Consider the following 13,631-nt stretch of genomic DNA (forward strand, 5'->3'; position numbering starts at 1 on the left):
GATTAGTCGAACCGCGCCCACCCGGGTGGCCCCCGGACGCGACGCTCCACGTCGGCCGGTCAGCCGCCTCCGACCTGGGACGCCGCACCGTCCGGCGGGGCCGGCACGGGCGTCGCGGCGCGCTCCGGCAGCGCCGTCGCATCGAAGTACGCCATGGCGTCCGCGCGGGCCAGGGTCGGCCCGGTCGGCACCAGCGCCAGCAGCGAGGCGGGCACCGCCACCGGGCTCACGTCGCCGTAGCCGAGGGCGCTCCGCGCGTCCCCGGCGGCGGTGCCGAGCGGGTAGCGGATCCCCTGCGCGGTGATCAGGTAGACCGTGGCGCCGGCCGCCGGCTTGCCGCTCTCCCCGGCGGTGGCCTGCACCAACGCGCCCTTGCCGCCGGGCAGCAGCACGCTTTCGGCGGTGCGGACCGCGTCCCGGGCACCCTGCCGCGCCGGCAGCGCGGTCGCCGCGGTCAGCTCCGCCGGCGGGGCGTCGAAGACCTCCAGCGTGGTGGTCGGCGGCTGGCCGGCCGGACCGGACCGGTAGGTGGCGCAGAGCACGGTACGGCCGGGGCGCACCTCGTGCAGCGTGGGCATCCGGGCCGGCAGCCCGTCCGCCTCCAGCCGCTGGTCGGTGTAGAGCCGGCCGGCCTCGTCCGGGGTGATGTCGGTGATCCCGCCGCCGCCACCGAGCAGCAGCCGGGCGGTGACCTCGCCGACCGCCGCCAGGCCCTGCCGGGTGAGGACGTAGAACTGGCCGGCGGCCTGGTAGACCTGACCGACCCGGGCCGGCCGGTCGGCCACCGTCAGCCCGCTCGGGCCGCCGTCCCCGCCGATCGTGGGCCTGCGCAGCGCCGGGCCCACCGGCACCGCGTTGAGCAGTTGCGGGCCGACGGTGAGGTTGGCCGCGCCGGCCATCCGCAACGCCACCAGCGCCTGCTCGTCGCCGACCACGCGCAGCCGGGCGCCGCCGGTCAGCAGCCAGCGGGCGTCGCCGGAGCGGACCAGGACGGCCCGGTCGGTGAGCGGGATGCCGCCGGACAACGGCCGGTCGATCAGCAGCCGGGTGGTCGAGCGGCGCCTGTCGTTCGGGTCCGGCACGTCGCAGACCGACCAGGGGAGCCCGACCAGCGACGTACGGTCGGGCAGGTCGTCCGGCGCGCCCACGATGCCCACCATCCGACCGCGCGGCCGGTCCCGGATCGACGCCTGCGACACGGTGCGCACCGTCGCCGACGCGTCGTCGACGACGAGCCGGGCCGAGGCGTAGTTGAGCGTCGGGTGCAGCACCCGGTCGTCACCGAACCAGTAGGTTGCGCCGGTCTCCCGCTCGATCACCACGGTGTTCGGTTCGAGCGGGGCGGAGTTGCTGGTCAGTTGCCCGTACGCGCCCACGCCGCCGAGGACCACCGCCGCGGCGATGACGCTGCCGAACACCGCCAGGCCGAGCCGGCGCATCGGCAGGTCGTTGGTCTCCGGGTCACCGGAGAGCAGCGCCGAGACGATGCGGCGGGTGACGAAGCGGTACGCCTGCACCTGATCACGGCGGGTCCGCATGACTAACCTCCGGGCCGGGTGGGCCCGCGACGATCAGGGCCGAACAGCGCCGCGGGCTTCCCTACGATAAGGGGCCGTCGGGGGTGCGCCGGACCCCGTCCGCCGCCCGGCGAGGGCATCCGCCGGCAGGTGCCCAGATGTCCAGAAGGGACGCTCACCGATGACGCAGCTCCAGGCGCCACCCGGTCGTACGGCGACCGCCCCCGCCCCGGCGGACCGGCCGGTCACGCCGGGGGACAGGCGACGCCGGGGCCGCCTGGGCCCGGTCGTCGTCGGTCAGCTCGTGGTGGCCGAGTGCGCCGCGCTCGCCGTCTGGTTCGCCACCGCCGGCCCGGCCTGGCTGCTCGCCACCGTGGCGCTGCTCGCGCTGCTGTCCGTGGTGGCCGCGTTCGCCCGGCGGGGCGGCCGATGGTGGTACGAGGACCTGATGCTCCGCCGCCGGCTGCGCCGTCGTCGGGACCGGGCCCGGGGCGCGCTGCCGGCCGGTGACCCCCGGTTGGCCGCGCTCGCGCCCGAGCTGACCGTGGTGGAGCTGACCGAGCGCGGCACCCGGCTCGGCATCGGTCAGGACGACCGGGGCTGGTTCGCCGCGGTGGCGCTGACCGGTCGGCCCGGTGCGCCCGCCGGGTCGATCGAGGCGGCGACCGTGGACCGGGCCCTCGCGGTGCTCGCCGACTTCGCCGGCCCGGTCACCCAGACCCAGGTCGTCTCGCACACCCTGGTCTGGTACCCGGCGCCGGGGGCGGCCCCGGCCGCGCACCGCACCGTGTGGGTGGCGCTGCGGCTGGCCGTGGGTGACGCCCGGGCCGAGACGGTGAGCCGCGGCGGCGGCCTGCGCGGCGTGCACCGGACGGTGGCGGCCGGCGTGGGTCGGCTCGGCAAGGCGCTGCACGCCGCCGGGCTCGGGCACCGCGTGCTGGGTCGCGACGAGCTGCACGCGGCGGTGGTCTCCGGGGCCGGGCTCGACCTGGCGCCGGAGTCCCCGGCCGAGACCTGGACCGGCCTGCGCGGGGGCGGCTGGACGCAACGCTGCCTGGCGCTGCGGGTCCGCCCCCACGGCTCGCTGGGCGCGCTTGTGGACGCGGTCACCGCCACCTCCGCGCCGTCGCACACGGTCGCGGCGGTGGTGCTCCCCGGTGGCCGGCGGCTCCCCCCGCTGCTGCGGGTGGCGGCCATGGACGGGCACGCCGAGGCGCTGGTGAAGGCCGTCCGGGAGATGGCCCGACGGGCCGGGGTGCCGGCCCGCCCGCTGGACGGCCAGCACGGGCCCGGCGTCTACGCCACCGCGCCGGTGGGCACCGCGATGGGCACCGTCACGGTCGAAGGTTGACGATCCAGCCGTACGCGCCGCAGACCCAGACGGCCAGCGGCACCAGCGCGACGATCAGCAGGATCTCGACGATGTCCAGGACCCGGCCCCAGACCGGGGAGATCCGCTTGCCGGCCACGGTGAGCCCGTAGACCAGGCTGATCGCGGCCACCACGGTCAGCCCGCCGAGGATCAGGCCGAGCCGCACCGGCAGCGAGCTTGTGTCGAAGACCGCCGCGGTGACGAGCCCGAGGCCGAGCGTGCCGGCGAGCAGCACCGGGGTGCGTTGGCTGCGGCCGAGGAACGGGCGGGCCCGCAGCAGCGACAGCAGCGCGAGCACCAGGCAGAGCAGCACCGCCGGGAGCCGACCGTCAACGGCCAGCACCAGCTCACCGCCGAGCACCAGCAGCGCGACGGTCCACAGCAGACCGGTGAGGAACCCGTCGGCGCGCTCGCTGTCGCGCAGCACGGACGGCCCGTCCACCGACTCGGTGTCGGTCTTCAGGTCCTCCGGGCCGGTCGGAATGGACGGCACCGGCAGCCGGGCGAGCCGGTAGGCGAGCATCGGCAGCGCCGGCAGCGCGCCGAACGCCACGGCCGACACCACCGCCGCCGAGGCGGCGGCGTCGATGTCGAACGCCAGGCTGAGCACCGCGCCGAAGCCGACCGCCGCGCCCACGCCCACCGTGCCGAGGAACCACGGCGTCCGGTCCCCGACGGCGAGCGCGGCGAGCGCGCCGAAGAGCACCACGGCGGTGCCGGCGAGCAGCACGTGCGGGCTGGCCAGGTCGGTCAGCGGCCGGTCCCCGGCGAGCACCAGCAGGCCGCCGACGCCCGCGTGGCCGACCCCGACCAGGGCCAGCACCGCGCCGGTGCGGCTGTCGCCGGCCGCCCGGGACAGCACCGCGGCACCGACCAGCAGGGCCACCGCCACCACCAGGGCGGCCACCGCGCCGGGTAGCTGCGGCGGCCCGGCGAGCAGCGCCGCGACCGCGCCGGCGGCCAGCGCCGAGGAGGCGAGCAGCACCGCGTACGCCCGGGTGGTGCCCACCTGCCAGGCGCCGGGCCGTTGGGTGGTGGAGGTGGCGACGGCGTCCACCACGTCGTCGAAGACGATCTCGGGCGCGGTGGCGGCGCGCGGGTTGAAGAAGAGCACCTCGCCGTCGCGGACGTCGAGCTGCGCGGCGGTACGCCCACCGTCGAGCGGCGGCCCGCCGAGTCGGGACAGGCTCCACCCGCCGTGCCCCACGCCCTCGTCGGCGAGCTCCTCGCCGGCGTGGCGCAGCAGCGTCGGCAGCAGGTCGGCCAGCGGCACGTCGGCGGGGAGGGCCAGGTCCATCCGGGTCCGTGGCGCCACGATGGTGATCCGGCTCAGCCCGCCGGTCGCCGCCTTCGTCGCCACAGTGGCCTCCTCGTGCTCGCCTACGATCCGCCCCGGCCGTCGACGTCGTCCCCACGGGTCCACGACGCCTCCGGGAGATTACCTACGATGGCGGTCGCACAGGTCGCCCACCCGACGCTCGCGGCGGTGGCGGACCTGCGGGGGAGGGGAGAGCCGTGGGTACGGTGGTGTTCCGCCGGCCACCGCGTCAACCGGGGCCGGCGATGCCGCGCGGTGAGGTGCTGCTGGAGTCCCCGCCCGAGCTGCCGGAGCCGCAGGCCAAGGGCATGGGGCAGGTGCTGATGATCCTGCCGATGCTCTGCGGCGTCGGCGCGATGGCCTTCCTCTACGCCGGCCGTGGCGGCGGCATGATGACGTACGTGGCCGGCGGCCTGTTCGGCGTGTCCATGTTGGGCATGGCGATCGGCACGCTCGGCACCGGCGGCAACGACAAGGCGGAGCTGAACGCCCAGCGCCGCGACTACATGCGTTACCTGGCGCAGATGCGCAAGCGCACCCGGCGGGCGGCCGAGCAGCAGCGCGCCGCGATGACCTGGCGGCACCCGGAGCCGGACGCGCTCTGGTCGATCGCCGCCTCCCGCCGGCGGTGGGAGCGGCGGCCCACCGAGGACGACTTCGGCGAGGTACGCATCGCGCTCGGCCCGCAGCGGCTGGCGGTGGAGATCGTGCCGCCGGAGACCAAGCCGGTGGAGGACCTGGAACCGATGAGCGCGATCGCGTTGCGCCGGTTCGTCCGCGCCCACTCCAGCGTGCCGGAGCTGCCCACCGCGCTGTCGCTGCGGGCGTTCGGCCGGATCGCGGTGCGCGGCGACCGGGAGCCGGTGCTCGACCTGGCGCGGGCCGCGCTGGGCCAGTTGGTGACGTTCCACGCCCCGGAGGACCTGCTGGTGGTCGTGGTGGCCGCGCCGGACCGGCAGCCGGCCTGGGACTGGGTCAAGTGGCTGCCGCACGCCCAGCACCCGGGGCGTACGGACGCGGCGGGCGCGCGTCGACTGGTCTTCGCCGGCCTGGTCGAGGCGGAGTCGGCGCTCGCCCACGAGCTGGGTGGCCGGCCCCGGTTCGCCCCCGAGGCGAAGCCGCTCACCACCGCGCCGCACGTGGTGGTGGTGCTCGACGGCGGCGAGGTGTCGGCGACCTGCGCGCTGACCGGGCCGGGGCTGCTCGGCACCACGGTGGTGGACCTGTCCGGCACGGTGCCCCGGGACGCCGGCCGCTGGCTGCTCGGCCTGGACGTCGGCGACGGCACCGGGCTCGGCCTGATCGGCGCCGCCACCGCGCCCCGGCTCGGCCGGCCGGACCGGTTGACCCGGCCGGCGGCCGAGGGGTTGGCCCGGCAGCTCGCGCCGTTCCGGCTCTCCCCGCAGCAGGACGCCAGCACCGACGAGCCGCTGGCCCGCAGCATGGAGCTGCCCGACCTGCTCGGCGTCGGCGACGCGGCCACGGTGGACGTTCGGCAGACCTGGCGGCCCCGCAACCACCGGGACCGGCTGCGCATCCCGCTCGGCCTGGGGCCGGACGGCAACGTGGTCGAGCTGGACTTCAAGGAGTCCGCGCACGAGGGCATGGGCCCGCACGGCCTGGTCATCGGCGCGACCGGCTCCGGCAAGAGCGAGCTGCTGCGGACCGTGGTCGGCGCGTTGGCGGTGACGCACTCCTCGGCAGAGTTGAACTTCGTCCTGGTCGACTTCAAGGGCGGCGCGACGTTCGCCTCGCTCGACGCGTTGCCGCACACCAGCGCCGTGATCACCAACCTGTCGGACGAGCTGCCGCTTGTCGACCGCATGCGCGACGCGCTGGCCGGCGAGATGAACCGGCGGCAGGAGGTGCTGCGGGCGGCCGGCAACTACGTGTCCCGCTACGACTACGAGCAGGCGCGGGCGGCCGGCGAGCCGCTGGAGCCGATGCCCAGCCTGCTCATCATCTGCGACGAGTTCTCCGAGCTGCTGGCCGCCAAGCCGGACTTCATCGACCTGTTCGTGATGATCGGCCGGCTCGGTCGGTCGCTCGGCGTGCACCTGCTGCTCGCCTCGCAGCGGCTGGAGGAGGGGAAGCTGCGCGGGCTGGACACGCACCTGTCGTACCGGATCGGCCTGCGGACGTTCTCGGCGGTGGAGAGCCGGATCGTGCTGGGCGTGCCGGACGCGTACGAGCTGCCGAGCGCGCCCGGGCACGGCTATCTCAAGACCGACACGGCCACCATGCTGCGGTTCCGCGCCGCCTACGTCTCCGGCCCGTACCGGGCGCCGGGGCAGGTGCAGCGCTCCACCCGGGCGCAGGTGCAGCGCCGGATCGTGCCGTACGGCGTCGACCACGTGCCGGTGCCGGCGCTGCCGACCGCGGCGGAGACCGCGCCGGAGCCCGAGCAGACCGGCGACGGCAGGACCGTGTCCACGCTGGACGTGCTGATCGGCCAGCTCCGGGGCCGGGGACGCCCCGCGCACCAGGTCTGGCTGCCGCCGCTGGCCGAGCCGTCCGGGTTGGCCGAGCTGCTGCCGCCGTTGAGCGTGCACCCGACGTTCGGCCTGACCACCGCGGAGTGGCCGGGCCGCGGCCGGCTCGCCGTGCCGGTGGGCATCGTGGACCGGCCGTACGAGCAGCGCCGCGACCCGATGATGGTCGACCTTGCCGGGGCCGGCGGCAACGTGGTGATCGTGGGCGCCTCGCTCAGTGGCAAGAGCACCATGTTGCGCTCCCTGCTGGCCGCCCTGGCGCTCACCCACACGCCGCGCGAGGTGCAGTTCTTCTGCCTCGACTTCGGTGGTGGCGCGCTGCGCAGCCTGGACGCGCTGCCGCACGTCGCGGGCGTGGCCGGCCGGCGCGATGTCGAGGCGGTCCGCCGGACGGTGGCCGAGGTGGTGGCCGTGCTCGACGAGCGGGAGAACCGGTTCACTCAGCACGGCATCGACTCGGTGGCGAGTTACCGCCGGCGGCGGGCCGCCGGGGAGTTCGCCGACGACCCGTTCGGGGACGTCTTCCTCGTCGTGGACGGCTGGAACACGCTGCGCCAGGAGTACGAGGAGCTGGAGCAGACCATCACCAACCTGGCCAACCGGGGGCTGGGCTTCGGCGTGCACGTGGTGGTCACGGCGGTGCGGTGGGCGGAGATCCGGATCAGCATGCGCGATCTGCTCGGCACCAGGCTGGAGCTGCGGCTGGGTGACCCGGCCGAGTCGGAGATCGACCGGCGGGCCGCGCAGAACGTGCCGGTCGGTGCGCCGGGCCGCGGCCTGACCCGCGACAAGCTGCACTTCCTGACCGCGGTCTCGCGGATCGACGGCAGGCGCGACATCGAGGACCTGACCGAGGCGTCGGTCGCGTTGGCCGGGCACGTGGCGGCGAACTGGCCGGGCCGGCCGGCGCCGAAGGTCCGGCTGTTGCCGCGCCGGCTCACGGTCGACGAGCTGGCCACGGTGGTCGACCGGGCCGTCCCGGGCATCCCGATCGGGGTGAACGAGTCGGCGTTGGCCCCGGTCCACCTGGACCTGGCGGGCGAGCCGCACCTGACCGTCTTCGGCGACGCCGAGTGCGGCAAGACCAACCTGCTGCGGCTGATCGCCCGGGGGATCGCCGAGCGGTACACGCCGGCGCAGGCGCGGTTGGTCATCGCCGACTACCGGCGTGGCCTGCTGGGCGCGGTCGAGGGTGACCACCTGCTCGACTACGCGCCGTCCAACCAGGTGTTCAGTCAGGGGCTCGGCTCGATCCGCAGCGCCCTCCAGAACCGGCTGCCGGGCCCGGACGTGACTACCGCGCAGCTCCGCGACCGGAGCTGGTGGAAGGGGCCGGAACTGTACATCCTGGTGGACGACTACGACCTGGTCGCCTCCGGCGGGAGCAACCCGCTCAGCGCGCTGCACGAGCTGCTGCCGCAGGCGCGGGACATCGGCCTGCACCTGATCGTCACCCGGCGGGTGGGCGGCGTGGCCCGGGCGCTCTACGAGCCGGTGCTGCAACGCCTGCGCGAGCTGGACTCGCCGGGCCTGCTGATGTCCGGCAGCCGGGAGGAGGGCGCGGTCTTCGGCAACCTGCGGCCCGGCCCGCAGCCGCCGGGCCGGGGCACCCTGGTCCGCCGCCGCGACGGCCAGCAGTTGATCCAGACCGCCTGGACGGAGCCGGCCTGACGGGTCGGACGGCGGACCGTCGGTCCGGTAGCGTCGGCGCGACGTCGCGAGTGTGGAGGGGAGCCCGTGGTGAGCAGCCCGTCGGGTATCGGTGGAGCCGTGGAGAGCCTGTTGCGGCAGGCCCAGGAGCAGCAGCGCCGGCTGGTCGAGCTTCAGCAGCAGCGGGCGGAGCTGCGGGTGGCCGGGGAGAGCCCGGACGGCCTGGTCCGGGTGACCGTCGACGGTGAGATGAAGGTCGGGAACATCGAGCTGAACGCCCGGGCCATGCGGCTGGACAGCTTCGCGCTGGCGGAGTCGGTCCAGGCGGCCGTCGACGCGGCGTACGCGGCCTTCGCGGAGCGGCAGCGGGAGATGCTGGCCGAGACGCTCGGCGACTCCGACCTGGTCCGCCGCGCGCAGGACGGCACGCTGACCCCGGAGGACTGGTTCCGCCAGTTCGGGGTGGACCTGTCCGACCCGACCCGCGGTCTGCGGCGCTGAGCGGGGGCCGACGATGGCGAACACGGTGGACGTCGACGCGATCCGCAAGGCCGGCCGGATGCTCGACGCGCCGGACGGTCCGATCCAGTACCTGCGCAACGTGCAGACGCTGCTGGCGGACGTGAAACTGCCGGGCGGCGCGTTGAGCATGTTCGGCCACGGTGCGGTGGAGCGGCACAACGCCTCGGTGGACGGGCACCTCGACAATGTCCGGGCCGGCATCGAGCACCTGCACCGGGCCGCGGAGCAGCTCGAACAGAGCGCGAAGAACTGGGAGAAGTCGGATCAGCCCTGGGTGGTCAAGTGACCGGCCGGGCCGACCAGGGGGAGGACGCCTGATGCCACCGGAGATCTTCATCGCCAACGCCTCCGGCTCGGTGACCGGCACGGTCTCGGTCGCCGAGACGACCGCGCCGGTCCGGTCGGCGGCGGCGATCGCCCGCGGCAACCTGATGTGGATCGCCGCCTCGGCGGGGCTGATCGGCGCCATCCTCTACCTGGAGATGTTCGACAACCAGCGGGTCAACGAGACGATCAAGAAGTGGGAGGAGGCCGCGCGTCTGCTCGGGTCGGATCAGTTCGGCGCCGCGATGGCGGCGGTCCCGCCGGACGCGAAGGAGTGGGACTTCGACGACCGGGACGCGTTCGACCTCTTCATCCGCAAGCTCGGCGCGGAGATCGACTCGCTGGCCGACGCGTTCAACACCAACATGGAGACGCTCACCTCGGCCCGGGACGCCTACAACGACGCGGTCTCCGGGTTCGCCCAGGCGATGATGCCGGTCCTGGTGGCGGTGATCGCCTCGATCGCGCTCCAGTTCTTCCCGGCCACCTCCGCGTTGGCGCAGGCCATCGGCATCGCCGGCCTGACGGCGACCGCCGCCATCCTGGTGATGGTCTTCGGGGACATCGGGGCGCTCCTGCACGCCGTGATGGCCGGGTTCAACACCGACAGCCGGGTGATGTTCGCGGCGGACTCCCGGCCCGGTTGGGCGCCCACCGGCACCGACCCGGGGATCAAGGACATCAAGATCGACTGGGTCAAGGACAGCAAGTTCTACAAGTGACGGGAGCCGGCCACGTGGACACGCTGATCACCTGGTTGTTCGTCTACTTCGTGCTCACCATCCCGGGCTTCCTGGTGCTGGCCCTGATCGCCGGGCTGACCCGCTCGCCCCGGCTCCGGCTGGCCGCCGAGGTGGTGGTGCTCAGCGGCTGCGCCGCGCTGCTGGTGGTGGTGGTCGAGGGCGCCTTCGACAAGCCGCTGCTGTGGCTGGCGGCGGTGCTGCTCGTCGCGGTGCTGGTCTTCGGCGTGACGCTGCTGGTCAGGACGCGCCGCGACCGGTTCTGACCACGAACCGCGTCTCCACTTCGGACGGTCCGCTTCGGATCGCCCGGCAGGGCTGCGCGGTTTGGACGTCGTCCGCTACGGTTCGCTTGATGTGCCGTCGGTGGGGTGGGTTCGCCTTGCCGCGGGGGAGGGCGCGGCGGATCCGCCGCCACAAGATGACGGAAGGGTGTGAAGCATGGCGTTCGAGGTCAGTGCAGCGAGTCTGCACACCGCCGCGAGTGACGTGCGGTCCACGCGCAGCGATGTCGACGGTGAGCTCAAGAAGCTGTGGAACGTGGTCGACGACCTGGCCATGGCCTGGAAGGGCCAGGCTTCCACGGGCTTCCAGGGCCTGATGACCCGCTGGAACGAGGACACGAACAAGCTGCTCACCGCGATGGACAACATCGCTGACCTGCTCGACAAGTCCGGCACGACGCACCAGGTCAACGACGAGGAGCAGCAGCAGATGCTGGACAAGTTCCACGCTGCGCTCAACCCGTGATCCGCGCAGACAGGCAGAGGGGGAATCGATGAGCATCAAGGTTGACTACGCCGTCCTCGAGAGCAGCAACCAGCAGATGCAGGCCATCTCGCGGACCATCGACGAGAAGCTGGACACGCTGCGGGCCATGCTGACGAAGCTCGAGTGGGAGGGCCAGGACCGGGTCGCCTACCAGCAGCACCAGGCCCAGTGGGACGCCGCCGTGCGGGACATCAACAAGGTCCTCAACGAGATCGGCGGCGCGGTGGGCATCGCGCGCGAGAACTACATGACCACGGAGATGAGCAACTCCAAGGTCTGGGGCAACTGACCTCGACCGGTCCGGCACGGCTCCGCTCCGGCTCGCGTCGGGCGGAGCCGTGCCGTGTTCCGGGTCCGCCCCGGCGGCTCGGGTCCGCCCCGGCTGGGCCCGGCCGTCCGCGTCGCCGGCCGGTCGTGCGTCAGGCGTCCCGTGGGACGTCGCGCCGGCCGGGTCGCCCTCCGCGTCGCCGGCCGCGTACCAGGATCGGGCGCACCGTCAGCAGCACGCCGGCCAGCAGCGTGCCGACCACGGCGACCCAGATCGCCGCGGTGCGCTGCCGGGCCAGCGGGTCGGTGCGCGGGGCGGGCGGCGGCAGCGCGCCCAGCGGCGGGTCGCTCCGGGTGCCCAGCAGACTGGTCACCGCCCGGTAGGGATTGACCATCCCGTAGCCGACCTGCGGGTTGTGCCCGTCGGGCGGGTTGTCCGCGGTGCGGGTCAGCCGGTAGGCCACCTCGTCGGGGCTGATGTCCGGGTACGCGGCGCGCACCAGCGCCGCCGCCCCGGAGACGTACGCGGTGGCGAAACTCGTCCCGCCCTGCGGCTCGGCCCGGTAGCCCGGACCCTGCGGCGCGGGGCCGACGATGTTCAGGCCGGGGCCGGCGATGTCCACGTAGTCCGCGCTGACCGAGCTGCCGACGTGCCCGCCCTGCTCGTCGATGCCGGCCACGGCGATGACCCCCGGGTACGCCGCCGGGTAGGCCGGCCGGTCCTCCCGGTTCTCCTGCCGGTTGCCGGCGGAGGCGACCACCACCACGCCCTCGTCGAGCGCGTGGGCGACCGCCGACCTCAACGCCGGGTCGTCCAGCGTGACCAGGGACAGGTTGATCACGTCGGCGTCGTGGTCGACCGCCCAGCGGATCGCCCGGCCGATCTCAGCCGGCACGTCCGGGTCGAAGTTCTCCTTGTTCTCCGCCAGCACCCGCAGCGGCAGGATCCTGGCCTCCGGCGCGATGCCGGTGTAGGGCGAACCGCTGCCCTCCCGGCCGGCGATGATGCCGGCCACCATGGTGCCGTGCCCGACCAGGTCGCACTGCCCGCGCAGGTGGACCAGCCGGTTGAAGTCCTCGCCGGGCAGCACCCGGCCGCGCAGCAACGGGTGGGTCGGTGAGACGCCGGAGTCGACGACCGCGACCGTGACGCCCCGCCCCTTGCCGACCCGCCAGGCGGCGGCCGGGTCGAGCCGGCTCAGTGCCCAGGGCGCCTCGGTGGGAGCCGGACCGCCGGTGGGCCCGCACTTCGGTGCCGCCACCGCCGGGGCGGGCACCGCCGCCGCGCCGGCGACGAGGGCGGCCACCGCCGCTCCGGACAGGACGGACCTGACCCGGTGGCCGGCCCGGGCGTGTCCCGTCGTCCGGTCCGGCCGCAAGCTGTCGCGCACGCGGTGAGATTACCGTCGAGGCCGGTCGCGTGCGGGCACGGACGGCCGCCCGGTCGTGGTCAACGCTCGGGGGTGGCGTCGGTGGCCGCCGGTTCGGCGGCGAAGAGGTCGAGCAACGCCCCGACCTGCTGGTCGGCCTCGGCGGGGTGCCGGAAGCGGCCGTTCGGGTTGATCGTGTACTCGTTGCGCCGGCCCACCCGGGTGCGGTGGAGGTAGCCGCCGGCCTCCAGGTCGGCGACGATCGCCTGGGCCGCCCGCTCGGTGACGCCCACCTCGTCCGCCACGTCCCGCAGCCGCGCGGTGGGGTTGCGCGCGATGGCCAGCAGCACGTGCCCGTGGTTGGTGAGGAAGGTCCAGTGCCGGCGGCTCCCGTCCTCGCCTGGTGTGGTCGCCATGGTGGTCATCGTATGGCGTTGCGGGCGGTTGCCCGGACCCGGAGCAGGTCGAGTCATAACGCATGAAATGCGTATCACGAAATCTTGACGTCCCATCGGTCTCGTGTGACGGTGGGTCGCGAGGCCGACACCGCCGACCGCCGGCCCGGTCGTTCCGCCCGAGGACGAGGTGAGCAGCGATGATCCCGAGCACTCCCGACGAGGCACTCGCCGAACTGCGGGCCGGTAACCACCGGTTCGTCACCGGCGTGCCGCAGCATCCGAACCAGGACGCCGGGCACCGGGCCGCGGTCGCCGAGGGCCAGCACCCGTTCGCGGTGATCGTCGGCTGCTCCGACTCCCGGCTCGCCGCCGAGATCATCTTCGACCGCGGTCTCGGCGACCTCTTCGTGGTGCGTACCGCCGGGCACACCGCCGGCCCCGAGGTGCTCGGCAGCGTCGAGTACGCGGTGACCGTGCTCGGCACGCCGCTCGTGGTGGTGCTCGGCCACGACTCGTGCGGCGCGGTCCAGGCGGCCCGCGAGGCGGTCCGCACCGGCTCCGCGCCGGCCGGGCACCTGGGCGCGGTGGTGGACGCCGTGTCGCCCAGCCTGCTCCGGGCCGCCCGGCAGGAGGTCACCGACCTCGACGGCATCATCGACATCCACATCGCGCAGACCGTGGAGACGCTGCTGGCCCGCTCGACGGTGCTCGCCGAGCGGGTGGCCGCCGGAGCGTGCGCGGTGGCCGGCATGTCGTACCGGCTCAGCGGCGGCGAGGTGCGGACGGTGGCGCAGTCCTCGGCCCCGGTGCCCGCGCCGGCTGCACCGGTGGACCCGGCGCTCGCCGGCTGACCACCCCCGGACACACAGAAGGGGCCGCCCGGAGGCGGC

At 74.6% G+C, this 13,631-nt stretch carries 13 protein-coding genes; 9 read left to right on the plus strand and 4 right to left on the minus strand.

Features of this window, described 5'->3' with window-relative positions; translation table 11 throughout:
* Window positions 1-59 precede the first annotated feature (59 nt).
* Window positions 60-1,538, minus strand: coding sequence for a type VII secretion protein EccB (gene eccB / locus ACLQ2W_RS04890; protein ID WP_425785377.1), 1,479 nt, complete (start codon window positions 1,536-1,538; stop codon window positions 60-62).
* 160 nt (window positions 1,539-1,698) lie between these two features.
* Between eccB and ACLQ2W_RS04895 the strand changes: the two genes are divergently transcribed.
* The gene (locus ACLQ2W_RS04895; RefSeq protein WP_425785378.1) at window positions 1,699-2,868 is read left to right on the plus strand and encodes a type VII secretion protein EccE; all 1,170 of its coding nucleotides are present in this window, start codon (window positions 1,699-1,701) and stop codon (window positions 2,866-2,868) included.
* Here the strand turns inward: ACLQ2W_RS04895 and eccD are convergent.
* The gene (eccD, locus tag ACLQ2W_RS04900) at window positions 2,852-4,249 is read right to left on the minus strand and encodes a type VII secretion integral membrane protein EccD (protein ID WP_425785379.1); all 1,398 of its coding nucleotides are present in this window, start codon (window positions 4,247-4,249) and stop codon (window positions 2,852-2,854) included. The genes ACLQ2W_RS04895 and eccD overlap by 17 nt on opposite strands.
* Before the next feature lie 155 nt (window positions 4,250-4,404).
* Here eccD and eccCa point away from each other — a divergent pair, with 155 nt between their 5' ends.
* From eccCa to ACLQ2W_RS04935, 7 genes are all read left to right on the plus strand, one after another.
* Complete coding sequence (eccCa, locus tag ACLQ2W_RS04905) at window positions 4,405-8,370, plus strand: type VII secretion protein EccCa (RefSeq protein ID WP_425785380.1); 3,966 nt, start codon at window positions 4,405-4,407, stop codon at window positions 8,368-8,370.
* Window positions 8,371-8,439: 69 nt separating this feature from the next.
* Window positions 8,440-8,850: a YbaB/EbfC family nucleoid-associated protein gene (locus ACLQ2W_RS04910; RefSeq protein WP_425785381.1), complete on the plus strand. Its 411-nt coding sequence runs from the start codon at window positions 8,440-8,442 to the stop codon at window positions 8,848-8,850.
* 13 nt (window positions 8,851-8,863) lie between these two features.
* Window positions 8,864-9,157 (plus strand): hypothetical protein, encoded by a 294-nt coding sequence (locus ACLQ2W_RS04915; RefSeq protein WP_405092214.1) that lies wholly within the window; start codon window positions 8,864-8,866, stop codon window positions 9,155-9,157.
* A 31-nt stretch (window positions 9,158-9,188) separates the two neighbouring features.
* Window positions 9,189-9,917 (plus strand): hypothetical protein, encoded by a 729-nt coding sequence (locus tag ACLQ2W_RS04920; RefSeq protein WP_425785382.1) that lies wholly within the window; start codon window positions 9,189-9,191, stop codon window positions 9,915-9,917.
* 14 nt (window positions 9,918-9,931) lie between these two features.
* Window positions 9,932-10,201, plus strand: a complete 270-nt coding sequence (locus tag ACLQ2W_RS04925) for a hypothetical protein (RefSeq protein ID WP_425785383.1) — start codon at window positions 9,932-9,934, stop codon at window positions 10,199-10,201.
* Window positions 10,202-10,376: 175 nt separating this feature from the next.
* On the plus strand, window positions 10,377-10,685 hold the full coding sequence (locus tag ACLQ2W_RS04930; protein WP_357294299.1) for a WXG100 family type VII secretion target: 309 nt from the start codon (window positions 10,377-10,379) through the stop codon (window positions 10,683-10,685).
* A 28-nt stretch (window positions 10,686-10,713) separates the two neighbouring features.
* Window positions 10,714-10,995: a WXG100 family type VII secretion target gene (locus ACLQ2W_RS04935; RefSeq protein ID WP_091062555.1), complete on the plus strand. Its 282-nt coding sequence runs from the start codon at window positions 10,714-10,716 to the stop codon at window positions 10,993-10,995.
* Between the two features lie 130 nt (window positions 10,996-11,125).
* Here the strand turns inward: ACLQ2W_RS04935 and mycP are convergent, their stop codons facing one another.
* Both mycP and ACLQ2W_RS04945 read right to left on the minus strand, forming a co-directional pair.
* Window positions 11,126-12,364, minus strand: a complete 1,239-nt coding sequence (gene mycP, locus ACLQ2W_RS04940; RefSeq protein ID WP_425785384.1) for a type VII secretion-associated serine protease mycosin — start codon at window positions 12,362-12,364, stop codon at window positions 11,126-11,128.
* A gap of 59 nt (window positions 12,365-12,423) precedes the next feature.
* Entirely contained in the window at window positions 12,424-12,768 is a 345-nt protein-coding gene (locus ACLQ2W_RS04945) for a helix-turn-helix transcriptional regulator (protein ID WP_281943321.1), read from the minus strand.
* A gap of 170 nt (window positions 12,769-12,938) precedes the next feature.
* Between ACLQ2W_RS04945 and ACLQ2W_RS04950 the strand changes: the two genes are divergently transcribed.
* Complete coding sequence (locus ACLQ2W_RS04950) at window positions 12,939-13,592, plus strand: carbonic anhydrase (RefSeq protein WP_425785385.1); 654 nt, start codon at window positions 12,939-12,941, stop codon at window positions 13,590-13,592.
* Window positions 13,593-13,631: the final 39 nt, after the last annotated feature.

Origin of the sequence: Micromonospora sp. DT227 (assembly GCF_049841835.1) — a bacterium.
Lineage (GTDB): Bacteria > Actinomycetota > Actinomycetes > Mycobacteriales > Micromonosporaceae > Micromonospora.